This is a genomic window from Pseudomonas sp. FP597 (assembly GCF_030687435.1).
In the GTDB taxonomy this organism is placed as follows: Bacteria; Pseudomonadota; Gammaproteobacteria; order Pseudomonadales; family Pseudomonadaceae; genus Aquipseudomonas; species Aquipseudomonas lactucae.
In genome coordinates, this window is the sequence record NZ_CP117432.1 from 5,254,741 (window position 1) to 5,278,969 (window position 24,229).

Sequence of the window (24,229 nt, forward strand, 5' to 3'; positions counted from 1 at the left end):
CTGCCGCCCATGATTAAAGACCCTTTTGCCCGCCTGGGCCTGGACCGCGAAGTCCTGACTGTCAGCCAACTCAACGGCCGTGCGCGGGTGTTGCTGGAAGACGTGTTCACCAATATCTGGGTCGAAGGCGAGATCTCCAACCTCGCCCGCCCGGCCTCCGGCCATGTGTATTTCACCCTCAAGGACAGCGGTGCGCAGGTGCGTTGCGCGCTGTTTCGCAATAACGCCGCGCGGGTACGCCAGGCCTTGAAGGACGGCCTGGCGGTAAAGGTGCGCGGCAAGGTCTCGTTGTTCGAGGGCCGGGGTGATTACCAACTGATCCTCGACACCGTGGAGCCAGCCGGCGATGGTGCGCTGCGCCTGGCGTTCGATGCGCTGAAGGAAAAGCTCAGCGCCGAAGGCCTGTTCAGTGCCGAGCGCAAGGTGCCGTTGCCGGCGCACCCTCGGCGCATTGGCATTATCAGCTCGCCCACCGGCGCAGTGATCCGCGACATCATCAGCGTGTTCCGCCGCCGCGCGCCGAACATTGAACTGACCCTGATCCCGACCGCCGTACAAGGCCGCGAAGCGATCCCACAGATCGTGCGAGCGTTGAAACTCGCCGATGCCCGAGGTTTTGACGCGCTGATCCTGGCCCGTGGCGGTGGCTCGCTGGAAGACCTCTGGTGTTTCAACGAAGAAGCCGTGGCGCGGGCGGTGGATGCCTGCGTGACGCCCATCGTCAGTGCCGTCGGCCATGAAACCGATGTGTCCATCAGCGACTTTGTCGCGGACGTTCGCGCCCCTACGCCTTCCGCCGCTGCTGAACTGCTGGCACCGGACGCCAGTCATCTGGTGCGCCAAGTGGAGAACCTGCATCGCCGCCTGGTGATGCTGATGCGCAATCGCCTGGCCCACGACCGCTTGCGCCTGGAAGGCATGGCTCGACGCCTGCGCCACCCCGGCGAGCGTCTGCGCCAGCAGGCCCAACGCCTGGATGACCTGGACATGCGCTTGCGCCGCGCCTTCGAGCGTAGCCTCAATACCCGGCGCGAACGCCTGATCCGCCTGGAAACGCGCCTTGCCGGCCAACACCCCGGCCGCCAGTTGGCCCTGCTGCGCCAGCGTCTGGACAGCCTTGCCGCACGCTTGCCCCGCGCCATGCGCGAAGGCCTCAAAGCGCGCCGCCTGCAACTGCAGAGCCAGGTGCAGACGTTGCAGGTGGTGAGCCCGCTGGCAACCCTGGGCCGTGGCTACAGCATCCTGCTGGATGAACGTGGCCAGGCCATTCGCAGCGCCGCGCAAACCCATACCGGCCAGCGCCTCACCGCGCGCCTCGGTGAAGGCCAGCTGCAAGTGCGGGTGGAAGACAACCATCTGACACCCGTTACCCTTTCTCTATTGGACTGATTTCTTTATGCCGCGCCTTCTCGCCTCGCTCGTGCTGCTCTGCCTGACCCTTAACGCCCAGGCCGACAGCTACATTACTCGGATGCTGAACAAACCGGTGCCCGGCGGGGTAGCGGTAGTGGACCTGGGCCCCTCGGCTACTGCTCCGAAAGCCACCTACCAGGGCAAACCGGTACTGGTGGTGAGGGAGCAGGACACCTGGCTGGCGATTGTCGGCATTGCGCTGACCGTGAAGCCTGGCAACGAACGCATCATCAGCGGTAACCAGACCTTGCCGTTTATCGTGGGCTACAAGAAGTACCCCGAACAGCGCATCACCCTGAAAAACAAACGCCAGGTCAACCCGAACCCCGTCGACGTCAAACGCATCGAAAGTGAAATCCCGCTACAGCTTGGCGCGTATCGCACGTTCAGCCCCAATACACCGAGCAACCTGCTTCTGGACAAACCGGTCAATGGCCCGCTCTCCAGCAAGTTCGGCGTGCGCCGCTTCTTCAATGGAGAGGAACGTAACCCCCACGCAGGGCTGGACTTTGCGGTGCCCGCCGGCACACCGATCAAGTCCCCGGCCGCTGGTAAAGTCATACGCACCGGCGACTATTTTTTCAACGGCAACACCGTATTCGTTGATCACGGCCAAGGCTTTATCAGCATGTTTTGCCACTTGTCCAAGATCGATGTGAAAGCTGGACAATCACTGGCGCGTGGCGAAGTGGTCGGCAAGGTCGGCTCGACGGGCCGGGCCACCGGGCCCCATCTGCACTGGAATGTCAGCCTGAACGATGCACGGGTCGACCCGGCGATTTTCATCGGCGCCTTCCAGCCTTGAATGACGCGATTGCGCGCCTGATAACGGGCGCGCAATTTAATCTAGCCTGAGCACTATTCCCAACCATAAAATCCCGTTTCATACGCAGATAAAAGAACTTCTCTCAATTTTTAGCGACTGCTTGCCATCTTTCACCCCTGAGGTTAGGGTTGGACTTATGAAAACCTCTCACACCCTCATTCAGCTCCGCCAGCACCGCAGCCTGTGCCTCGTCAGCGCACGACTGCCAGGCTGAATCGATCTGCCTCGTCTTCAAGCTTTATCCCCAAAACAGTTCCACGGCAGGCCGCCTTTTCTCGGCCCTACAACAAAGGATTTCCCGATGAGCATGCTCAAAGACCCGTCTTCGAAGTACCGCGCGTTCCCGACCATCGATATCCCGGACCGCACCTGGCCCTCGAAGACCATCACCCAAGCGCCGATCTGGTGCAGCTCCGACTTGCGCGATGGCAACCAGTCGCTGATCGAACCGATGGACGCGGCGAAAAAACTGCGTTTCTGGAAAACCCTGGTTGCCGTCGGCGTCAAGGAAATCGAAGCCTCATTCCCCGCCGCGTCGCAAACCGACTTCGACTTCGTGCGTACCCTGATCGAAGACAATCACATCCCCGAGGACACCACCATCCAGGTGCTGACCCAGGGCCGTGAAGACTTGATCGCGCGCACGTTCGAATCCCTGCGCGGCGCCAAGAAAGCCATCGTGCACCTGTACAACGCCACCTCGCCGTCATTCCGCCGCATCGTGTTCAACCAGGACAAGGACGGTATCAAGGCCATCGCGGTCAACGCAGCCAAGCTGTTCGTCAAATACGCCGCCCAGCAGCCGCAAACCCAGTGGACCTTCGAATACTCCCCGGAGACCTTCAGCGCCACTGAGCTGGAGTTCGCCAAGGAAGTCTGTGACGCGGTGATCGAGGTGTGGAACCCGACGCCCGAGCACAAGGTGATCCTCAACCTGCCGGCCACCGTCGAATGCGCCACGCCGAATATCTATGCCGACCAGATCGAGTGGTTTGGTCGCCATATCAACCGTCGTGACAGCGTGATCATCAGCCTGCACACCCACAACGACCGTGGCACCGGCGTCGCCGCCACCGAGTTGGGCCTGATGGCCGGTGCCGACCGTGTCGAAGGCTGCCTGTTCGGCAACGGCGAGCGCACCGGTAACGTCGACCTCGTCACCGTGGCGTTGAACATGTACACCCAGGGCCTTGACCCGCAGTTGGACTTCTCCGACATCGATGGCGTGCGCAAAGTCGTTGAAGAGTGCAACCAGATCCAGGTGCACCCGCGTCACCCGTACGTGGGCGACCTGGTCCACACCGCGTTCTCCGGCTCCCACCAGGACGCAATCCGCAAGGGTTTCGCCCAGCAGAAAGACGATGCGCTGTGGGAAGTGCCGTACTTGCCGATCGACCCGGCCGACATCGGTCGCAGCTACGAGGCGGTGATCCGTGTAAACAGCCAGTCGGGCAAGGGCGGCATCGCCTACCTGCTGGAGCAGGAATACGACATCAGCTTGCCGCGGCGCATGCAGATCGAGTTCAGCCAGGTGGTACAGGCCGAGACCGACCGCGTGGGCCTGGAGATGACCGCGCCGCAGATCTACGCGTTGCTGCAACGTGAGTACCTGCAGGCCAATACGCCGTATGCACTGGTCAGCCATCGCCTGCAGGAAGAGAACGGCAACAGCTTTGTCGAGGTGGAAGTCTCAGGCAAGGGCCAGGGCGAAACCAACCTGCACTGGAAAGGCAAAGGCAACGGCGCGCTGGAAGCGCTGGTGGCTGGTTTGCCGATTGGCGTGGAAATCATGGACTACAACGAACACGCCATTGGCGCCGGCACTAACGCCAAGGCAGCAGCTTATATCGAGCTGCGGGTGAACGGCGAACGTCCGGTACACGGCGTGGGCATTGATGAAAACATCACCACCGCCAGCTTCAAGGCGCTGTTCAGCGCGCTGAACCGTTCGTTGAGCCAGCAGGAAGCCAAAGCGGCGTAAGCTTTATCGCCGCAATGCAAAAGGCCCCTGGATGCGAATCCAGGGGCCTTTTTATTGAGTTTCAGATTTGGGTTGCCTGACAGGGCCTCATTGGGGACTTGCCCCCGATAGCGGTCCGTCAGACAAACTGAAAGCTATCGGCATCCAGATTCGCCGGGAATCTGCTGCGATAGGCAGACAACTCGGCCGCATCGAGAATCACCTGGAACACCCCGTCCGCCTCCCCCGCGCTCAGCAAGGTTTCGCCCTGGAAATCCAGCACCTGGCTGTCGCCTGTATAGGCAAAGCCTTTGCCATCCGTGCCCACTCGATTCACCGCCGCCACATAACACAGGTTTTCAATCGCCCGCGCGGGCAACAAGCGGTTCCAATGCTGACGCCGCGCACCCGGCCAGTTGGCGGTATACAACAGCAGGTCCGTATCTTGGGCATCGCGGCTCCACACCGGAAAACGCAGGTCGTAGCAAATCAGCGGCCGAACACGCCAGCCCTTCAACTCAAACTGCACCTGGCGCTCGCCGGGGGTGTAGTGATTATGTTCACCGGCCATACGAAACAGATGACGCTTGTCGTAATGCAGCACCTCGCCATCCGGCCGCGCCCACAGCAGTCGATTGCGATGGCTACCATCGGCGGCCTGGATAATCACACTGCCGGTAACCACCGCGTTGTACTTCGCCGCCTGAGCTTGCAGCCAATGATGGGTCGGGCCTTTCTCGGGCTCGGCCAGGCTGGCCGACTCCATGGAAAACCCGCTGGTGAACATCTCCGGCAGCACGATCAGGTCGGCGCCCCTGGCCTGCTCAAGCAATGCGTCGAAGTGTTCAAGGTTAGCCTGGCGGTCATGCCATGCCAGCGTGGTCTGGACCAGGGCGATTGTCAGGTTGGGCAATGCATTCAGATCACGCATAGTTTTTCAGCCGCTTGTCGCAGCGTCTCCTCGCGTTTGGCAAAGCACAGGCGCACCAGGCGCTGGCCTTGGGGTGGGTGCTGGTAGAAGACCGACACCGGAATGGTCGCCACGCCGTGCTCGCGGGTCATCCACAGTGACATGGCGACGTCGTCCAGATCGGGGCGGATTTGTGCGTAATCCACCAGTTGGAAGTAGGTACCGGCGACCCGAGTGAAACTCAAACGCGACGGCGCCAGCAGGTCACAGAACAGGTCGCGCTTGGCCTGGTAGAACGCTGGCAGTTCGCCGACGTGTTCCGGGTGTTCGGCCATGAAGTCGGCCAGCGCGAACTGCAACGGCGTCACACCACAGAAATTGACGTACTGGTGCACCTTGCGCAGCTCAACAGTGAGCGCTGGCGGTGCAACGACATAGCCGGTTTTCCAGCCGGTCACGTGATAGGTCTTGCCAAAGGAGCTGACGACGAATGCGCGTTGATACAGCTCTTCGTGAGCCAGCACGCTGACATGGGACATGCCATCGAAGACCAGGTGCTCGTAGACCTCGTCGCTGACCAGGTAGATATCACGGTCGCGTATCAGCTCGGCCAGTTGGTCCAGCTCGGCACGACTGATCAGCGCGCCCGTGGGATTGTGCGGGGTGTTGAGAATGATCATGCGCGTGCGCGGCGACAGCGCGGCCTTGATCTTGTCGAAGTCCAGCGCAAAGCCCTGCAGGCTCAGTTGCACATGCACGCAACGACCACCGGCCAGTTCCGCCGAAGGCTCGTAACTGTCGTAGCAGGGGTCGAACACGATGACTTCATCGCCACTGCGAATCACCGCCTGGATTGCACAGAAGATCGCAGCGGTGGCGCCGGGGGTGATGGTCACTTCACTGTCGACATTGACCGTGACGCCGTAGCTGCGCGCGATCTTTGCCGCCACTTGCTGACGCAGCGCCGGTAGACCGGTCATCGGCGAATATTGGTTATGCCCGCTGGCAACGTGCCTGCCCACGGCATCGAGCAAACCCTGGGGGCCGTTGAAGTCGGGAAAACCCTGTGACAGGTTGAGCGCGCCGGTTTCGGCGGCCAATTGCGACATCGTGGTGAAAATGGTCGTACCGATATTCGGCAGCTTGCTGGTGATCATGGAAGCCCCCTTCGGGTGAGCTGCAAGTTGTAAGCTGCAAGCAACAAGCGGGTCAAGGGGCAAACCGCCAGGCACGAAAAAGGGCTCATTCAGAGCCCTTTTTGTACCTGGCGGTTTGAGCTGCACGTTACAAGCCTCAAGCCACAAGTGATCCAGCTTTTACTTGCCGCTTGCAACTTTTCACTAGCCGCTGCTTCACTTTTTATCGCGGCGCTTCTTGTCGGCCTTCTTGTGGTGAGTCATCAAGCGACGCTTCTTGTTCACCTGACGGTCCGTCAGTGTGTTCTTGTTGCCTTCGTATGGGTTCTCACCACCCTTGAACTCGATACGGATCGGCGTACCGACCAGTTTCAAGACTCGGCGGTAGGTGTTTTCCAGGTAACGCACGTAGGACTTGGGCACCTTCTCGATCTGGTTACCGTGGATCACGATAATCGGCGGGTTGGCACCGCCCAAGTGGGCGTAACGCAGCTTGATCCGGCGGTTGTTGACCATCGGCGGCGCGTGCTCGCCGACCGCGTCTTCCAGGATCTGGGTGAGACGGTTGGTCGGCCAACGGGTTACCGCGGACTTGAACGAGTTCTGTACGGAGGCGTAGAGATTGCCCACGCCCGTGCCGTGCAAGGCCGAGATAAAGTGGATATCGGCGAACTCGACGAAGAACAGGCGACGCTGCAGCTCGATCTTGACGAAATCGCGCTCGCTCGGCGTCATGCCGTCCCACTTGTTGATCGCGATCACCAACGCCCGACCGGCTTCCAGGGCAAAGCCCAGCAGGTTGAGGTCGTGGTCCACCACGCCTTCGCGGGCGTCCATCACGAAGATCACCACGTTGGCGTCTTTGATCGCCTGCAGGGTTTTGACCACGGAGAACTTTTCAACTTCCTCGTGGATCTTGCCGCGCTTGCGCACACCGGCGGTGTCGATCAGCGTGTACTTCTCGTCGTTACGCTCGAACGGGATGTAGATACTGTCGCGGGTGGTGCCGGGCTGGTCGTAGACGATGACGCGGTCTTCACCGAGCATGCGGTTGACCAGGGTCGACTTGCCGACGTTCGGGCGACCGATGATGGCGATCTTGATACCGTCTTTTTCGCTCGGGCCAGGAATGCGCTTGGCTTCCTCACCTTCGGCAACGATCTCTTCCTCGCCCTCTTCTTCCTCGGCGTCATCCTTCGGGAAGTCGCGCAGGGCGACTTCCAGCATCTGGGTGATGCCGCGACCGTGGGCACCGGCGATCGGGATCGCGTCGCCCAGGCCCATCGGGCTGAATTCGGCGCGGGCCTGTTCAGGATCGATGTTGTCGATCTTGTTGGCGATCAAATAGGAACGTTTGTTGCGCTTGCGCAGGTGCTCGCCAATCATCTGGTCGGCAGCGGTGTAGCCCGCGCGGGCATCCACCAGGAACAACACGACGTCGGCTTCTTCAATGGCCAGCAGCGACTGCTCGGCCATTTTTTCGTCCATGCCATGCTCGTCACCGGAGATACCACCGGTGTCGACAATAATGTAGGAGCGCCCCTGCCACTTTGCCTCACCGTATTGGCGATCACGGGTCAGACCGGACAAGTCGCCGACAATGGCGTCACGAGTCCTGGTCAGGCGGTTGAACAAGGTGGACTTGCCGACGTTAGGTCGGCCCACCAGGGCGATTACGGGAACCATGCGGCTCTCCACTTCGTTATTTCAGAAAATACAAAAGCCGCTGCAAGGCAGCGGCTGGTGCTCGGGGCAGCATCGTCAGATGCCGCATGCCCCGCCGAAGCAGGGCCGCCTGGGTGTTACCCCAAGCATGGTTCTTACTTGATGGTCAGGGCTTCCAGCTTGCCGCTGTTGCCATACACATAAAGCATGTTACCCACCACCAGCGGACGCGCACGCAGGCCGTCGCTGTCGATACGCTCACGACCGACAAAGCGACCGTCCACCTGGCTCAGCAGGTGCAGGTAGCCTTCGAAGTCGCCGACCGCTACGTAGCTGGAGAAAACTTCCGGTGCCGACAGCTGACGGCGGGCCAGGGAGTCGTTGCTCCACAACGCAGTGGTGGAACGCTCGTCAACACTTTCAACAGTGCCGGACGCCAGGCTTACGTAGACGCTGCCAAACCCTTGGGCGACACCCGCGTAGCTGGAAGCATCACGCTGCCAGTTGACGCGGCCACTTTGCAGGTCCAGCGCCGCAACGCGGCCCTGATAGGTAGCCACGTAGAGGGTTTCACCCGACAGCAGCAAGCCGCCGTCGATGTCCACCACGCGGTCCAGCTCGGAGCGGCCTTGCGGGATGGCCACACGGGTTTCCCAGGCCGGCACGCCATTGCGGGTGTCCAGGGCGACCACTTTACCGGTCGAGAGGCCTGCAACGGCCAGATTGTTGGTCACAACCGGACCACTGGTACCGCGCAAGGTCAACACTGCCGGGGTGCTGTCGTACAACCAGCGCTGTTCGCCAGTGCTGGCGTCCAGACCGATGACGCGGTCGTCCTGGGTTTGCACCACGACGATATCGCCGTTGGTGGCAGGCGGCGCGAGGACTTCACTGGTCACGCGAGCGCGCCATTTCTCTTCACCGGTGCTGGAATCCAGCGCCACGACTTCGCCTTTGAGCGTGCCGAGCAGGACCATGCCGTAACCCACGCCGACAGCGCCGGAGACGGGCAATTCGAGGTCTTTCTTCCACTTGACGTCGCCGTTCATGCGATCCATGGAGACCACCACGCCGGTCACGTCAGCAGCCACAATGTTGTCACCGTCGATTGCCGGTACCAACATGTTGTAGGTTTCGCCCTGACCGTCACCGATGGAGCGGCTCCACTGCTTTTGCAGGACCACTTCTTCCTTGAAGCTGGTCAGCTCGGCCGGAGGCAGTTCTTTTTTACTGTTGCTGCTGCAACCCGCGGCCAGAACGGCCAGAGCCAGCAATGCTGCATGTTTCCAACGGATCACGTCACGCATCCCCTTTGGCCAAGTCGTCCAGCTTGATTTGTAAGCCACCGACTGCCGCTTCATCAGACAGCGCCGCCTTGGCTTTCTTATACGCAGCATTGGCTTCGTCGGTACGACCCAATTGGACCAACAGGTCCCCCTTGAGCTCTTCACGAGTGGCTACAAATGCTTTGTCCGCATCGCCGTCGAGCAGTTTGAGTGCTTCGTCAGCCTTGCTCTGTGCCGCCAATACCTGGGCCAGGCGCTGACGTGCGATTTCACCCAGGGTCGGGTTGGTCGGTTTGTCGACGATGGCTTTAAGTTCGACGGACGCGTCATCCAGCTTGCCGGAGTCGACCGCGACTTTCGCGACAAACAGGCTGCCGTACTGGGCGTAGGTGCTACCGCCAAAATCTTTTTTCAGTTCGCCTGCCAAATACGCAACCTTGGCCGCGTCGGGCTTGCCGTCAGGCGTCAGGGTGCTTTCCAGCAATTGCTGATAGAGGACCGAGGCGCCCTGGGACTGGTTGGCCTGATACTTGTGCCAGGCTTGCCAGCCGAACACCACCACTAAAGCCAGCAGGCCGCCAGTAACCAGGGGCTTGCCGTTACGCTGCCACCAGTCTTTGAAATCGGCCAACTGCTCATCATCAGTACTCGACACCCCAATACTCCTTAATCGCTAAATTCGGCTGTTCGACAGCTTCAACCCTGCACGACGCAGGTGGCCAAGTGCGCAGCAAGCGCATCGAAGGCAATGTTCTGTTGCTCGCCCTGGCCACGCAGGGGTTTGAAACCTATCACTTGCCGGGCCAACTCGTCATCGCCGAGGATCAGTGCGTACAACGCACCGCTCTTGTCGGCTTTCTTGAACTGGCTCTTGAAGCTGCCGGCGCCGGCGTTGATCTGCAGGCGCAGGTTGGGCAGCTGGTCACGCACCTTCTCGCTCAGGGCCAAGGCAGCCAGTTCAGCCGCCTCGCCAAATGCGCAGAGATACACGTCCACCTGACGGGCGATTTCTTCCGGGACCTGCTCCAGGGTTTCGAGCAGCAGGATAAGCCGCTCGATGCCCATGGCGAAACCTACGCCCGTGGTCGGCTTGCCGCCCATTTGTTCGACCAGGCCGTCGTAACGGCCGCCGGCACACACGGTGCCCTGGGCGCCGAGTTTGTCGGTGACCCACTCGAATACTGTCTTGCTGTAGTAGTCGAGGCCGCGCACCAGTTTCGGGTTGATCACGTACGGAATACCGGCGGCATCCAGGCGAGCCTTGAGGCCTTCGAAGTGCGTACGGGACTCGTCGTCCAGGTAGTCGGCCATTTTCGGCGCGTCGACCAGTGCGGCCTGGGTATCGGCGTTCTTGGTGTCCAATACGCGCAATGGGTTGGTCTTCAGACGGCGCTGGCTGTCTTCGTCCAACATGTCCAGGCGTGCGGACAGGAATTCCACCAGGGCTTCGCGGTAGCGCGCACGGGACTCGCTGGTACCCAGACTGTTGAGCTCAAGCTTGACCGCATCGCGGATACCCAGCATGCCCCACAGACGCCAGGTCAGTACGATCAGCTCGGCATCGATGTCTGGACCATCGAGGTTGAACACTTCCAGGCCGATCTGGTGGAACTGGCGATAACGACCTTTCTGCGGGCGCTCATGGCGGAACATCGGGCCGATGTACCACAGCTTTTGTGGTTGACCGCCACCGGTGAGGCCATGCTCAAGCACGGCGCGCACGCACGCAGCGGTCCCTTCCGGACGCAGGGTCAGGGAGTCGCCGTTGCGGTCTTCAAAGGTGTACATCTCTTTTTCGACGATGTCGGTCACTTCACCGATGGAGCGCTTGAACAGTTCGGTGAACTCAACGATCGGCATGCGGATCTGCTTGTAACCGTAGTTATCCAGCAGGCGCGCAACAGTGCCCTCAACGTAGCGCCACAGCGGCGTCTGTTCAGGCAGGATGTCGTTCATGCCACGAATGGCTTGCAGAGACTTGCTCACATCAAATCCTTAAATTCGTTTTCAGCCGCGCGCGATCAGCGCTGCGTCAGCCGCGACCTTTTCGGCCGCTTTCTCGCGGATCAGCTTTTCCAGCTCATCCACCAGATTGTCATTCGTCAGCTTCTGCGACGGCTTGCCGTCGATGTAGATCAAGTTCGGTGTACCGCCGGTCAAACCCACGTGAGCCTCCTTGGCTTCGCCCGGCCCATTGACCACGCAGCCGATCACCGCGACATCCAGCGGCACCAGCAGGTCTTCGAGACGCAACTCCAGATCGTTCATGGTTTTCACCACGTCGAAGTTCTGCCGCGAGCAGCTCGGGCAGGCAATGAAGTTGATACCGCGGGAGCGCAAACGCAGGGATTTGAGAATGTCGTAGCCGACTTTCACCTCCTCTACCGGGTCTGCCGCCAACGAGATACGGATAGTATCGCCAATCCCTTCGGCGAGCAGCATACCGAGGCCCACCGCAGATTTCACTGTGCCTGAGCGCAAACCGCCGGCTTCGGTGATCCCCAGGTGCAATGGCTGCACGATTTCCTTGGCCAGCAGGCGGTAGGCTTCTACCGCCATGAATACGTCGGAGGCCTTTACGCTGACCTTGAAATCCTGGAAATTCAAGCGTTCGAGGTGCTCAACGTGGCGCAGCGCCGACTCGACCAGCGCCGCCGGTGTCGGCTCGCCGTACTTCTTCTGCAGGTCTTTTTCCAGGGAACCGGCGTTGACGCCGATACGGATTGGAATACCGCGATCACGAGCGGCATCCACCACGGCGCGCACGCGGTCTTCGCGACCGATGTTGCCCGGGTTGATTCGCAGGCAATCGACGCCCAGTTCGGCCACGCGCAGAGCGATCTTGTAGTCGAAGTGAATGTCGGCCACCAGCGGCACCTTGACCAACTGCTTGATGCGGCCAAAGGCTTCGGCCGCGTCCATGTCCGGTACGGACACCCGCACGATGTCCACGCCGGCCGCTTCCAGGCGGTTGATCTGGGCGACGGTGGCGGCGACATCGTTGGTGTCGCTGTTGGTCATGCTCTGCACCGCGATGGGGGCGTCGCCACCCACCGGCACCGAGCCGACCCAGATCTTGCGCGATACGCGACGTTTGATTGGAGATTCGCCGTGCATGACTATTGTCCCAACTTGAGGCGAGCGGTTTCGCCACTGGTGAACGGCGCCACGTCCACAGGCTGGCCGTTGTAGGCCACTTGCGCGCCACGGGCAAAGCCCAGACGCAGCGTCAGAGGAGGCTTGCCGCCCTGGTCGAGTGTATCTCCCTTACGCTTCAGACCGCTAAACAGCACTTTGCCATTGCCATCGGTGAGTTGCGTCCAGCAGTCAGCGACGAAGGTAATTTGTACACGGCCATCACCGGCGATCAATGCCGGCGTGGTAGGCGGCGAAATGGCAGGCGCCGCCGGAGCGACGGGCGCAGCTGCCGCTGAAGCGGATGCGGCAGGCGTATGAACCGGGGCGGCCGAAACTGCCGGCGCGGCCGGAGCAGGCACAGCGGCGGTTGTGGCAGGCGCCGTTTCCAATGCTGGCTGCTCAGTGGCGAGCGGCGCTTCAGGCGTGGCTTGCCCTTCGGCAACCGCCTGGTCCTCCGGCTCATCCAACGGATGGATCTGGGTGGTGCCGTCGGCGCTTTCGACTTCGACGTGCTCCATGGCGTTACTGGTCAGGTCCTTGGTGCGCTGGGAGGCCTGGTCCTGCCACCAGACAAAACCGCCGCCGATCACGGCGATCAGCAGCAACAGGCTGACAATGCGCAAAATGGTGTGGGACACCCGCACAGGCTCTTCGATACGGCCCAGGCCGTGGACATTGCTGCCCTGGGAGTCGGTACCGGTGAACTGGTCGAATTCCTGGACCAAGACGGCCTGATCGACGCCCAGCAATTTGGCATAGGCGCGGATATAGCCACGGGCGAAGGTATGCCCAGGCAGCTTATCGAACGCGCCGGCTTCCAGGTTGGCCAGCGACGTGGTGGTCAAATTGAGCTTGAGGGCCACTTCCGCCAGCGTCCAACCATTGCTTTCGCGTGCCTGGCGCAAGGTATCGCCTGGGTTTACGCGATTAGCTGCTACAACTTCCGGGTGCGCCGCTTTCATCATTGCTCCGACAGGTATTGCTGATATTCCGGCGTACCGGGATAGAGTCGTTCGAGTTGCTGGCCAAAACGTGCGGCCGTGTCGCGTTCTTCATGAACCGTCGCCAGGCGCGCGCCGAGCAATAGACTACGTGCATTTTGCCCGCTGAGCAGGCTAAAACGCGCGTAATAGTCACGTGCCGGCACATAATGCCTGTCTTCGTAAGACATCTCAGCCATTTCAAGCAATGCGCGAGGCTGACGACCGTTCAAGTGCAGGGCTTTTGCCAGCTGTTGGCGGGCACTGTCGCGCTGGCCGAGACGCATCGAGGTCACACCCAGATTCTCAAACACCCGCGAACGCTCAGGATAGAGGGTATCGGCGCTGGCTCGCTGGAAATAAAGGGCCGCCTGGTCGTACCGTTTCTGCTCGAACAGAAAACTGCCGTAATTGTTCAGCAGACGCGGGTCGGCAGGCCGGGTAGACAGCGCCTTGTTGAAGTATTGCTCGGCCAGTGCCGGCTCCGCCTGGGCCTGAAATACCAGGGCGAGCGCGGCATTGGCGTCAGCATCGTCTGCGTCCAGTTCAAGCGCCTTTTTCAACGGCACCTTGGCCTGCTCGCTCATGCCTTGTCGCAAATAGCCCAAGCCCAACTGCACATAGGCAACTCGCGCTTCGTCACGGCCCTTGCCGGTTTGCAAAGGGCTGTCATGGCCCGATGAAACACAACCAGCCGCCAGGCCGGTAACAAGCAGAAGCAGCGCAAGGCGCAAGGGCATAGAGATCCTCTCTCAGATTCGATTCACAGCGATTTGCGGCATATCGTCGGCGGCGTTCAGTTCACGCACGGCGATATAACGTTCGCTACGACGGGTACGGTCCATTACCTGCCCAACCAATTGTCCACAGGCGGCGTCGATGTCCTCACCACGCGTGGTGCGTACGGTGACGTTGTAGCCGGCCTGGTGCAGTTGATCCTGGAAACGGCGGATGGCGTTGTTGCTCGGCCGCTCGTAGCCAGAATGGGGAAACGGGTTGAACGGAATCAGGTTGATCTTGCACGGGGTGTTCTTGAGCAACTCGATCATCTCGATCGCGTGCTCGACCTTGTCGTTGATGTCCTTGAGCAGAGTGTACTCAATGGTCAGCACGCGTTTTTCACCCAAGGTAGCCATGTAACGCTGGCAAGATTCGAGCAGCATCTTAAGCGGATATTTCTTGTTGATCGGCACCAATTGGTTACGCAATGCGTCATTGGGTGCGTGCAGCGACAACGCCAGGGAGACGTCGATGTGCTTGGCCAGCTCATCGATCATCGGTACCACGCCGGAGGTCGACAGGGTCACGCGGCGCTTGGAGATGCCGTAGCCCAGGTCGTCCATCATCAGGTGCATGGCTGAAATGACGTTGTCGAAGTTCAGCAGCGGCTCACCCATGCCCATCATCACCACGTTGGTGATGGCACGGTCGACGGTCGCCGGGACGCTGCCAAAGGATTTGTTGGCAATCCACACCTGGCCGATCACTTCGGCGGCGGTGAGGTTGCTGTTGAAGCCTTGCTTGCCGGTGGAGCAGAAACTGCAGTCCAGGGCACAGCCCGCCTGGGACGAAACGCACAGAGTGCCGCGCTTGCCCTGGGGAATGTACACGGTCTCGACGCAGCTGCCGGACGCCACGCGCACCACCCACTTACGGGTGCCGTCGCTGGAGATGTCCTCGCTGACCACTTCGGGACCACGGACCTCGGCAATGGTCTTGAGCTTGTCGCGCAGGGCCTTGCTGACGTTCGTCATGGCGTCGAAATCGTCGACGCCAAAGTGGTGAATCCATTTCATTACCTGACCGGCACGGAAACGCTTCTCCCCGATTGAGTCGAAGAATTTCTCCATTTCCGGCTGGGTCAGCCCCAGCAGGTTGGTTTTAACAGTCGATATAGTCATGGATTCACCCTCACTCTTTAAGCCGATGCTTAGCGAGCGGTTACTTCAGTAGCAGCGAAAAAGTACGAGATTTCGCGAGCAGCGGCAGCTTCGGAGTCCGAGCCGTGTACAGCGTTGGCGTCGATGGATTCAGCGAAGTCAGCACGGATAGTGCCGGCAGCGGCTTCTTTAGGGTTGGTAGCACCCATCAGCTCACGGTTCAGAGCGATAGCGTTTTCGCCTTCCAGAACCTGAACAACAACCGGACCGGAGATCATGAATGCAACCAGGTCGCCGAAGAAGCCACGTGCGCTGTGCTCAGCGTAGAAGCCTTCAGCTTCAGCCTTGGACAGTTGCTTGAGTTTCGAAGCTACAACCTTCAGGCCGGCTTTTTCGAAACGAGTGGTGATCTCGCCGATGACGTTTTTTGCAACAGCGTCAGGCTTGATGATGGAGAAAGTACGTTGAACAGCCATGGTGTAACTCCAGAAACGGTAATTTACGAAAAATTAAACCCGCGAATTATACGCGGGTTCAGGGGTATTGCCTAACCTGCAAGGTCGATCAGTCGATTTCTTCGATCCAGAGCTGTTGGACAGCCTCCAGAACCTTCTCGCCACAACGGCCAGAGGTACTGTCGAAATCGGGAAGCTTCATGATCCAATGCTGCAGATCGACAAAATTAACGGTCAACGGATTCACATCCGGCTTGGCTTCGGCCAACTCTTCTGCGATGCGTTGTACATCATTCCAACCATAGCTCATGACAGTGTCACCATCAGTGCGGCGCTTCGGCCGCATGGTTAAGCGAATATTTCGGAATTTCGACAGTGATGTCCTCGGTCCCGACCTTTGCCTGACAGCTTAGACGCGAAGTCGCCTCCAGGCCCCAGGCGCGATCGAGAAAGTCTTCTTCCAGCTCGTCAGCCTCTTCAAGCGAGTTGAACCCCTCGCGAATGATGCAGTGACAAGTGGTGCAAGCACAGACACCACCACAGGCACTCTCGATCTCAATGTGGTTGTCATGGGCAACTTCGAGGATGGACTTGCCGGTCTCAGCCTCAACAACCATACCGTCCGGGCAATGCTCGGCGTGTGGCAGAAAAATGACCTGCGGCATTAATTATTCCTCGATTTCATTCAGGTTGCGCCCGGCCAGTGCGGCTTTCACCGTCTGGTCCATGCGCCGGGCGGCAAAGGCGTCAGTGACCTGCGACAAGCGTTTGGTCTGCTGCTCGATGGCGTAACCATCGTTGCCCTTCATCAATTCGGCTAACTCCTGCATCTGCAGGTCGATGACCATGCGCTCTTCGGCGTCAAGCAGGCGCTCGCCATCAGCATCAAGGGCCCCCTGCACCGCTTCGAGCAGGCGCTGGGCATCCACTTGCTGCTCACGCAATACACGGGCGACCTTGTCGTCGCCGGCATGCTGGAAGGAGTCCTTGAGCATCTTGGCGATTTCACCATCGGTGAGGCCGTAGGACGGCTTGACCTGGATGCTGGCCTCGACGCCCGAACCCAACTCACGCGCAGCCACGTTCAACAGGCCGTCAGCATCAACCTGGAAGGTCACCCGAATCTTCGCGGCACCCGCGACCATCGCTGGGATACCGCGCAACTCAAAGCGTGCCAGGGAGCGGCAGTCGCTGATCAGCTCACGCTCACCTTGCAGCACATGAATCATCATGGCCGTCTGGCCGTCTTTGTAGGTGGTGAAGTCTTGGGCACGGGCGACGGGGATGGTGGTGTTGCGCGGGATCACCTTCTCCATCAAGCCGCCCATGGTTTCCAGGCCCAGGGACAATGGAATCACGTCGAGCAGAAGCAGTTCGCCACCCTCGCGCTTGTTGCCCGCGAGGGTATCGGCCTGGATCGCGGCGCCAATGGCGACTACTTGATCCGGGTCGATTTCGGTCAACGGCTCCCGGCCAAACGCTTCGGCGACGGCTTCCCGCACACGCGGAACGCGAGTGGAACCGCCGACCATGACGACAGCGCCGACGTCTTCCAACTCGATACCCGAGTCGCGCACCGCACGGCGACAGGCTTTCAGGCTGCGAGCGACCATGGGCTCGATCAGCGCATCGAAGGCTTCGCGGGTCAGCTGGGCCGACCAGGTACCGTAGGAAACTTCAACGGATGCGGCATCCGTCAGCGCTTCCTTGGCAGCGCAGGCGGCTTGCAGCAGGTTGCGCTGCGCGCCAGGGTCGAGGTCGGCCGACAGGCCTGCGTTGGTGATGATCCAGCCTGCAATAGCGTGATCGAAGTCATCGCCCCCCAGAGCGCTGTCGCCACCGGTGGCCAGCACTTCGAAGACGCCGCCGGTCAGGCGCAAGATCGAAATATCAAAGGTGCCGCCGCCCAGGTCGTAAATGGCGACCAGGCCTTCAGCGTGCTGGTCCAGGCCGTAAGCCACGGCGGCAGCGGTCGGCTCATTAAGCAAACGCAGCACGTTCAGTCCGGCCAGCTTTGCCGCATCTTTGGTGGCTTGGCGCTGAGCGTCATCGAAATAGGCCGGAACCGTGATCACCGCACCGACCAACTCGCCGCCCAAGGTGGTTTCCGCACGCTGGCGCAGCACCTTGAGGATATCGGCCGACACTTCCACCGGGCTCTTGGGCCCTTGGACGGTATCGATGAACGGCATATGGGATTCACCGCCGACAAAGCGGTACGGCAACTGGTCACCCAACTGCTTGACGTCGGACAGACCACGCCCCATCAAGCGCTTGACCGAGAGCACGGTGTTAAAGGGATCGGCGGACGCCGCCAGCTTGGCCGATTCACCGACTTCGGTGCGATCGGCGTGATAACGCACGGCAGACGGCAGGATAACCTTGCCGTCGGCGTCAGGCAGCGGCTCGGACAGGCCGCTGCGCACGGCAGCAACCAGGGAATTGGTGGTGCCCAGGTCAATCCCCACCGCCAGACGACGCTGATGCGGTTGAGGGCTTTGGCCGGGTTCGGCGATTTGCAGTAGAGCCATGGTAATCAGGTCTTATCTGTCTATCAGGCGTGCATCACGGGCAGCACACTGGGTTAATCGTCGAGGCGCTCTTCTAGCTGGCGCACTTCGTAGGTGAGCTTGTCGAGGAACTGCATGCGTCGCATCAGGCGTTCGGCCTGTTCGCGTTGCGCTGCATCATCCCAACAGGCTGCGAAGCTTTCGTTGAGCTCATCCTGGGCGGCTTTCAGACGGCGCTTGAAGACCGCGACACCCGCCAGATCGGCGTCGTCCTGCAAGTCTTCAAGTTCTTCGCGCCATTGCATCTGCTGCATCAGGAAGTCCGGGTCGTGCACCGTGACTTCAAGTGGCAGCTCACCACCGTTCAGCGCGAGCAAGTAACGCGCGCGCTTGGGGGGGCTTTTGAGCGTCTGATAGGCTTCGTTGAGGCTGGCCGATTGCTCCAGCGCCAGGCGTTGCTCACGCTCGGAAGCGTCAGCGAAGCGGTCCGGATGCACGCTACGCGCCAATTCACGGTAGCGCGTGGCAAGCTGATCGAGGTCCAGCCGAAAACTCGGTTGCAGATCGAATAAAGCGAAATGACAAGGAGTACCCACGAATAGCCTCAGATGTTGAAGCTTTCGCCGCAGCCACATTCACCGCGTACGTTGGGGTTGTTGAACTTGAAGCCTTCGTTCAACCCTTCCTTGACGAAATCGAGCTCGGTGCCGTCCAGGTAGGTCAGACTTTTCGGGTCGATGATCACTTTCTCGCCGTGACTTTCGAACACCTGGTCCTCCGCAACCACCTCGTCGACAAACTCCAGCACGTAGGCAAGGCCGGAACAGCCTGTGGTGCGTACACCCAGACGAATCCCCTCACCTTTACCGCGCCCATTCAGGGAGCGGCGAATGTGCTGCGCAGCCGCTTCTGTCATGCTGATAGCCATCGTTGACTCCTTACTCGTCGCCAAACACTTAGATCAAGCCTTTCTTCTGCTTGTAGTCGCGAACGGCCGCCTTGATGGCGTCCTCTGCGAGCACGGAGCAGTGAATTTTCACCGGCGGAAGGGCCAATTCTTCGGCCAGCTGGGTGTTGCTGATAGTGACAGCCTCATCCAGGGTCTTGCCTTTCATCCACTCGGTCGCCAGGGAGCTGGAGGCGATGGCCGAACCGCAGCCGTAGGTCTTGAACTTGGCGTCTTCGATAACGCCAGCGTCGTTGACCTTGATCTGCAGGCGCATCACGTCGCCGCACGCCGGAGCGCCGACCATGCCGGTGCCGACATCAGGATCTTCCGCGTTCATCTTGCCGACGTTGCGCGGGTTTTCGTAGTGGTCGATGACCTTTTCGCTGTAAGCCATGGTACTGAATCCTCACTCATCAGGGCCGCTCTGGAACCCTGTAGAAACGCCTGCGTTTTCCGCCACGTTCCTACAGAGCTGGGGTGGCGGCTTCTATAGTTAGTGTGCCGCCCACTCGATCTTGGAAATGTCGACACCGTCTTTGTACATGTCCCACAGCGGCGACAGAACGCGCAGCTTGTTGACGGCTTCGCAGACTTTCTGCGCGGCATAATCGACTTGTTCTTCGGTGGTGAAGCGGCCGAACGTAAAGCGGATCGAGCTGTGAGCCAGTTCGTCGTTGCGGCCAAGGGCGCGCAGTACGTACGAAGGCTCAAGGGACGCCGAGGTGCAGGCCGAACCGGACGAAACCGCCAGGTCCTTGAGCGCCATGATCAGCGACTCGCCTTCGACGTAGTTGAAGCTCAAATTCAGGTTGTGCGGTACACGGGCGGTCATGCTGCCGTTGATGTACAGCTCTTCAAGGTTCTCGACCTGCTTGTAGAAACGATCGCTCAACGCCTTGATACGGATGTTTTCGGCAGCCATGTCTTCCTTGGCTACACGGAAGGCTTCGCCCATGCCCACGATCTGGTGGGTCGCCAGGGTGCCCGAACGCATGCCGCGCTCGTGACCGCCGCCGTGCATGGTGGCCTCGATACGTACGCGCGGCTTGCGGCTTACGTAGAGGGCGCCGATGCCTTTAGGGCCATAGGTCTTGTGGGCGGAGAATGACATCAGGTCGACTTTCAGCTTGGACAGGTCGATGTCGACCTTGCCGGTGGACTGAGCAGCGTCGACGTGCAGCAGAATGCCCTTGGAGCGGGTCAGTTCGCCGATCGCTTCGATGTCGTTGATGGTGCCGATTTCGTTGTTTACGTGAATCACCGAAACCAAAATGGTGTCGTCGCGCAGCGCGGCTTCGATCATGGCCGGGGTGACGATACCGTCGGTGGTAGGCTCGAGGTAGGTCACCTCAAAACCTTCACGCTCCAGTTGGCGCATGGTGTCGAGGACAGCCTTGTGCTCAATCTTGGTAGTGATCAGGTGCTTGCCTTTGGTCGCGTAGAAATGCGCCGCGCCCTTGATAGCCAGGTTGTCGGACTCGGTGGCACCGGAGGTCCAGACGATTTCGCGCGGGTCTGCGCCAACCAGGTCGGCGACCTGGCGACGAGCGTTCTCGACCGCTTCCTCGGCTTTCCAGCCGAATACGTGGGAACGGGAGGCCGGGTTGCCGAAGTTTCCGTCGACCAGCAAGCATTCGCTCATCTTTTGCGCGACACGCGGATCAACCGGGGTGGTCGCTGAGTAATCAAGGTAAATCGGCAATTTCATGGACTTTCTCCTAAATCAGGCTGGCTGGCGTGCCGTTAGCTCTTCGGCTGTCACTCGACGGCGGACGCTTCGATCTTGTCCAGACGCGGCGCCTTGGTGTTGCAACGGCGCTGGTCCTGACGCTGGGCTACTTCTTGCACCTCACGGCGAGTCACAAGATCAGCCAAGCTGATACCACTCAAAAACTCATGGATCTGCAGGCTCAAGTCACACCACAAGTGGTGCGTCAGGCAGGTGTCGCCGGCGTGGCAATCACCCAGGCCCTGGCATTTGGTCGCATCGACGGATTCGTTGACCGCGTCGATCACCTGGGCTACCTGAATGCCCTGCATGTCGCGGGACAGTTGATAGCCACCACCCGGCCCTCGTACGCTGGAAACCAGATTACTGCGGCGCAATTTGGCGAACAGCTGCTCGAGGTAGGACAGGGAAATGCCTTGGCGCTCGGAGATATCGGCCAGGGACACCGGCCCAGCTTGCGCGTGCAAAGCCAGGTCGAGCATGGCAGTCACCGCGTATCGGCCTTTTGTAGTCAGTCTCATGGACAAGTACCAAGGTGTTTCAGAATGGGAGCAAGTATGCGATTCCCGAGTATTTAAGTCAACTATAAGACCTAGTACTTTAGTCAGGATTACCCGCAAAAAGGGCGCGCGAATCATAGCAGGACGGGGTTGGATCGACCAGCAGGAACGGGGCCAAACCACGAATGCGGGACCAATGGAGGTCAAAATGTGGGAGAGGGCTTGCCCCCGAAGGCGGTGGATCAGTCGACATATGGGGTGTCTGGCATACCGCTATCGGGGGCAAGCCCCTCCCACAGGGGATTCTCCGTGATGATGAAACCTCAGCTTGCCTTGGTGGCGGCTTCGTCCTTGATCTCGGCGAAGTCTTCTTCGCGCAGTTCAGGCAGATCTTTCGCACAGTAGCTGCTGCCCAACTCCTTCAGCGCACCGCACATACCGTCCAGCTTGCCGTCCACTGCCTGCAGATGGTCGAGCAATTGACCGATGGCGCGGGCCACCGGGTCAGGCATGTCCTCACTGACACCATAGGCATCGAAGCCGATCTTCTCGGCCATGGCCTTGCGCTTGGCCTCCTGCTCGTCGCCGACTTCAGGCTTGACAATGATGCGCCCCGGAATACCCACCACGGTTGCGCCAGGCGGCACGGCCTTAGTGACGACCGCATTGGAGCCTACCTTGGCCCCCGCGCCCACGGTAAACGGGCCCAACACTTTGGCACCCGCCCCGACGACGACGCCGTTTTCCAGCGTCGGATGGCGCTTGCCCTTATTCCAACTGGTGCCCCCCAGTGTCACGCCCTGATACAGCGTCACGTCATCACCGATTTCTGCCGTCTCACCAATGACGATACCCATGCCATGGTCGATAAAAAATCGACGGCCCACCTTGGCGCCCGGATGGATCTCGATCCCGGTCAACCAGCGACCAAAGTTCGACACCAGCCGCGCCAGCCATTTCCAGCCCATACCCCACAAGGCGCCGGACAACCGGTGAATCCAGATCGCGTGCATGCCCGGATAGCAGGTCAGCACTTCGAAGGCGTTGCGCGCCGCGGGATCACGGTGGAAAACACTCTGGATATCTTCTCGCAAACGCTCGAACATTTTTAATCCTTCCGCTTAAGAAGCTCGCCACGAGCCGCTTTCTGGGTTTCCGTGAGGATGCCACGCAATATATTCATTTCCGCTCGACTGACCGAGCTGCGTCCGTATAACCGACGCAGGCGCGCCATCAAGTGCCGCGGCTTTTCCGGATCAAGGAATTCGATGGCCACCAGGGTTTGCTCCAGGTGCTCATAGAACCGCTCCAGTTCGTCCATGGTGGCCAACTCGCCACTTTTGGTCGATGCAACCTCTTCCTTTTCCATCTTGCTGGGCTGGCCGGCAGCCGCCAACCACGCCATGCGTACTTCGTAAGTCAACACCTGCACCGCTGCCCCGAGGTTCAGCGAACTGAACTCGGGGTCTGATGGGATGTGCACGTGGTAGTGACATCGCTGCAGCTCTTCATTGGTCAGGCCGGAATCTTCACGGCCGAACACCAGAGCAATTTCAGCGCCACCGACAGCCTCCTCCACCACCTTGGATCCGCATTCACGCGGATCCAGCAGTGGCCAGGGGATACGCCGGTCACGGGCACTGGTGCCGAGCACCAGGTTGCAACCGACCAGCGCATCTTCCAAGGTGGCGACGACCTGCGCTTTTTCAAGCAGATCGTTGGCACCGGATGCGCGGGCATCAGCCTCGTGGTGCGGGAATACGCGCGGTTCGACCAGCACCAGACGCGTCAGCCCCATGTTTTTCATGGCTCGCGCCACCCCACCGATGTTGCCGGGGTGACTGGTATTGACCAAGACGACACGGATGTTTTGCAGCAAGGGAGGCGCTCTCGGACACGGTAAAGGGGAGCAAATCTTACAGAACAGCCCAAGGTTATGCCACGAAAGCTAACGTCGTCCTTCACCTGAAGAAAGTTTCTGCTAGAATGCTCGGCTTTCTTTAACAACCTTAGGTGACCTATCCATGCAGCCCATGCTGAATATCGCGCTGCGCGCCGCCCGCAGCGCCAGTGAATTGATCTTCCGCTCCATCGAGCGCCTGGATACCATCAAGGTCGACGAAAAAGACGCCAAGGATTATGTATCCGAGGTGGATCGCGCCGCCGAACAGAAAATCATCGACGCGCTGCGCAAGGCCTACCCTACCCACGGCATCCTCGGCGAAGAAACCGGCCTGCACAAAGGTAGTGGCGAAGGCGAAGACTACCTGTGGATCATCGACCCACTGGATGGCACCACCAACTTCCTGCGCGGCATCCCACACTTTGCGGTGAGCATCGCCTGCAAATACCGCGGTCGCCTGGAACACGCCGTCGTACTCGACCCGGTTCGCCAGGAAGAATTCACTGCCAGCCGTGGCCGTGGCGCCCAACTGAACGGTCGTCGCCTGCGCGTCAGCGGCCGCACCAGCCTGGACGGCGCCCTGCTGGGTACCGGCTTCCCGTTTCGGGACGACCAGATGGACAACCTGGAAAATTACCTGGGCATGTTCCGCGCCCTGGTTGGCCAGACCGCCGGCATCCGCCGCGCGGGCGCAGCCAGCCTGGACCTGGCTTATGTTGCTGCCGGACGTTTTGATGCGTTCTGGGAGTCGGGCCTGTCCGAATGGGACATGGCTGCAGGCGCCCTGCTGATCCAAGAAGCCGGCGGCCTGGTGAGCGACTTCACCGGCGGTCACGATTTCCTGGAAAAAGGCCATGTGGTTGCCGGCAACACCAAATGCTTCAAGGCGGTACTGACGGCAATCCAGCCGCACTTGCCGGCTTCGCTGAAGCGTTAAGCGAGCGGGCACAAAAAAGCACCCCGAGGGGTGCTTTTTTTATGCCTGGATT

General features: G+C 60.1%; 25 protein-coding genes. 4 read left to right on the top strand and 21 right to left on the bottom strand.

Annotated elements, in window-relative coordinates; all coding sequences use genetic code 11:
- Nucleotides 1-9 precede the first annotated feature (9 nt).
- From xseA to leuA, 3 genes are all read left to right on the top strand, one after another.
- Nucleotides 10-1,389 carry an exodeoxyribonuclease VII large subunit gene (xseA, locus tag PSH66_RS24070; RefSeq protein ID WP_305427762.1) on the top strand — a complete coding sequence of 460 codons (1,380 nt, stop codon included), beginning with the start codon at nt 10-12 and terminating at the stop codon, nt 1,387-1,389.
- Nucleotides 1,390-1,396: 7 nt separating this feature from the next.
- On the top strand, nt 1,397-2,218 hold the full coding sequence (locus PSH66_RS24075) for a peptidoglycan DD-metalloendopeptidase family protein (protein ID WP_305427763.1): 822 nt from the start codon (nt 1,397-1,399) through the stop codon (nt 2,216-2,218).
- A gap of 322 nt (nt 2,219-2,540) precedes the next feature.
- On the top strand, nt 2,541-4,220 hold the full coding sequence (gene leuA, locus PSH66_RS24080) for a 2-isopropylmalate synthase (RefSeq protein WP_003175945.1): 1,680 nt from the start codon (nt 2,541-2,543) through the stop codon (nt 4,218-4,220).
- Between the two features lie 118 nt (nt 4,221-4,338).
- Here the strand turns inward: leuA and PSH66_RS24085 are convergent, their stop codons facing one another.
- From PSH66_RS24085 to trmJ, 21 genes are all read right to left on the bottom strand, one after another.
- Complete coding sequence (locus PSH66_RS24085) at nt 4,339-5,130, bottom strand: amidohydrolase (RefSeq protein ID WP_305427764.1); 792 nt, start codon at nt 5,128-5,130, stop codon at nt 4,339-4,341.
- On the bottom strand, nt 5,118-6,266 hold the full coding sequence (locus PSH66_RS24090) for a pyridoxal phosphate-dependent aminotransferase (RefSeq protein WP_305427765.1): 1,149 nt from the start codon (nt 6,264-6,266) through the stop codon (nt 5,118-5,120). The genes PSH66_RS24085 and PSH66_RS24090 overlap by 13 nt, the downstream gene beginning before the upstream one ends.
- 195 nt (nt 6,267-6,461) lie before the next feature.
- Nucleotides 6,462-7,931 (bottom strand): ribosome biogenesis GTPase Der, encoded by a 1,470-nt coding sequence (gene der / locus PSH66_RS24095; RefSeq protein WP_003175948.1) that lies wholly within the window; start codon nt 7,929-7,931, stop codon nt 6,462-6,464.
- 134 nt (nt 7,932-8,065) lie between these two features.
- Nucleotides 8,066-9,217, bottom strand: coding sequence for an outer membrane protein assembly factor BamB (gene bamB, locus PSH66_RS24100; RefSeq protein WP_003175949.1), 1,152 nt, complete (start codon nt 9,215-9,217; stop codon nt 8,066-8,068).
- The gene (locus tag PSH66_RS24105; RefSeq protein WP_003175950.1) at nt 9,210-9,851 is read right to left on the bottom strand and encodes a YfgM family protein; all 642 of its coding nucleotides are present in this window, start codon (nt 9,849-9,851) and stop codon (nt 9,210-9,212) included. Before PSH66_RS24105 ends, bamB begins: the two co-directional genes overlap by 8 nt.
- A gap of 41 nt (nt 9,852-9,892) precedes the next feature.
- On the bottom strand, nt 9,893-11,182 hold the full coding sequence (hisS, locus tag PSH66_RS24110) for a histidine--tRNA ligase (protein ID WP_003175951.1): 1,290 nt from the start codon (nt 11,180-11,182) through the stop codon (nt 9,893-9,895).
- Between the two features lie 21 nt (nt 11,183-11,203).
- A complete protein-coding gene (ispG, locus tag PSH66_RS24115; RefSeq protein ID WP_003175952.1) occupies nt 11,204-12,313 on the bottom strand; it encodes a flavodoxin-dependent (E)-4-hydroxy-3-methylbut-2-enyl-diphosphate synthase in 1,110 nt (369 codons plus the stop codon).
- Nucleotides 12,314-12,315: 2 nt separating this feature from the next.
- Nucleotides 12,316-13,296: a RodZ family helix-turn-helix domain-containing protein gene (locus PSH66_RS24120; protein WP_003175953.1), complete on the bottom strand. Its 981-nt coding sequence runs from the start codon at nt 13,294-13,296 to the stop codon at nt 12,316-12,318.
- The gene (pilW, locus tag PSH66_RS24125; protein WP_003175954.1) at nt 13,296-14,054 is read right to left on the bottom strand and encodes a type IV pilus biogenesis/stability protein PilW; all 759 of its coding nucleotides are present in this window, start codon (nt 14,052-14,054) and stop codon (nt 13,296-13,298) included. Before pilW ends, PSH66_RS24120 begins: the two co-directional genes overlap by 1 nt.
- 12 nt (nt 14,055-14,066) lie before the next feature.
- Nucleotides 14,067-15,215 carry a 23S rRNA (adenine(2503)-C(2))-methyltransferase RlmN gene (gene rlmN, locus PSH66_RS24130; RefSeq protein WP_305427766.1) on the bottom strand — a complete coding sequence of 383 codons (1,149 nt, stop codon included), beginning with the start codon at nt 15,213-15,215 and terminating at the stop codon, nt 14,067-14,069.
- A gap of 29 nt (nt 15,216-15,244) precedes the next feature.
- Nucleotides 15,245-15,670 carry a nucleoside-diphosphate kinase gene (gene ndk, locus PSH66_RS24135; RefSeq protein ID WP_003175956.1) on the bottom strand — a complete coding sequence of 142 codons (426 nt, stop codon included), beginning with the start codon at nt 15,668-15,670 and terminating at the stop codon, nt 15,245-15,247.
- Between the two features lie 88 nt (nt 15,671-15,758).
- Nucleotides 15,759-15,959: a Fe-S cluster assembly protein IscX gene (gene iscX / locus PSH66_RS24140; RefSeq protein ID WP_003175957.1), complete on the bottom strand. Its 201-nt coding sequence runs from the start codon at nt 15,957-15,959 to the stop codon at nt 15,759-15,761.
- A 13-nt stretch (nt 15,960-15,972) separates the two neighbouring features.
- Nucleotides 15,973-16,314 carry an ISC system 2Fe-2S type ferredoxin gene (gene fdx, locus PSH66_RS24145; RefSeq protein ID WP_003175958.1) on the bottom strand — a complete coding sequence of 114 codons (342 nt, stop codon included), beginning with the start codon at nt 16,312-16,314 and terminating at the stop codon, nt 15,973-15,975.
- Between the two features lie 3 nt (nt 16,315-16,317).
- Nucleotides 16,318-18,180, bottom strand: a complete 1,863-nt coding sequence (gene hscA, locus PSH66_RS24150; protein WP_305427767.1) for a Fe-S protein assembly chaperone HscA — start codon at nt 18,178-18,180, stop codon at nt 16,318-16,320.
- A gap of 53 nt (nt 18,181-18,233) precedes the next feature.
- Nucleotides 18,234-18,755: a co-chaperone HscB gene (gene hscB / locus PSH66_RS24155; protein ID WP_003175960.1), complete on the bottom strand. Its 522-nt coding sequence runs from the start codon at nt 18,753-18,755 to the stop codon at nt 18,234-18,236.
- Between the two features lie 8 nt (nt 18,756-18,763).
- Complete coding sequence (iscA, locus tag PSH66_RS24160; RefSeq protein ID WP_003175963.1) at nt 18,764-19,087, bottom strand: iron-sulfur cluster assembly protein IscA; 324 nt, start codon at nt 19,085-19,087, stop codon at nt 18,764-18,766.
- A gap of 28 nt (nt 19,088-19,115) precedes the next feature.
- Nucleotides 19,116-19,502 carry a Fe-S cluster assembly scaffold IscU gene (gene iscU / locus PSH66_RS24165; RefSeq protein ID WP_003175965.1) on the bottom strand — a complete coding sequence of 129 codons (387 nt, stop codon included), beginning with the start codon at nt 19,500-19,502 and terminating at the stop codon, nt 19,116-19,118.
- Nucleotides 19,503-19,601: 99 nt separating this feature from the next.
- A complete protein-coding gene (locus PSH66_RS24170; RefSeq protein ID WP_078734577.1) occupies nt 19,602-20,816 on the bottom strand; it encodes an IscS subfamily cysteine desulfurase in 1,215 nt (404 codons plus the stop codon).
- A gap of 50 nt (nt 20,817-20,866) precedes the next feature.
- Nucleotides 20,867-21,358, bottom strand: coding sequence for a Fe-S cluster assembly transcriptional regulator IscR (gene iscR, locus PSH66_RS24175; protein WP_042945252.1), 492 nt, complete (start codon nt 21,356-21,358; stop codon nt 20,867-20,869).
- Nucleotides 21,359-21,660: 302 nt separating this feature from the next.
- The gene (gene cysE / locus PSH66_RS24180; RefSeq protein WP_003175969.1) at nt 21,661-22,443 is read right to left on the bottom strand and encodes a serine O-acetyltransferase; all 783 of its coding nucleotides are present in this window, start codon (nt 22,441-22,443) and stop codon (nt 21,661-21,663) included.
- 2 nt (nt 22,444-22,445) lie between these two features.
- Nucleotides 22,446-23,216: a tRNA (cytosine(32)/uridine(32)-2'-O)-methyltransferase TrmJ gene (gene trmJ / locus PSH66_RS24185; RefSeq protein ID WP_305427768.1), complete on the bottom strand. Its 771-nt coding sequence runs from the start codon at nt 23,214-23,216 to the stop codon at nt 22,446-22,448.
- A 145-nt stretch (nt 23,217-23,361) separates the two neighbouring features.
- On the opposite strand from trmJ, the gene suhB reads away from it, so the two are divergent.
- Nucleotides 23,362-24,177 (top strand): inositol-phosphate phosphatase, encoded by an 816-nt coding sequence (suhB, locus tag PSH66_RS24190; RefSeq protein ID WP_003175971.1) that lies wholly within the window; start codon nt 23,362-23,364, stop codon nt 24,175-24,177.
- The last annotated feature ends 52 nt before the right edge of the window (nt 24,178-24,229 follow it).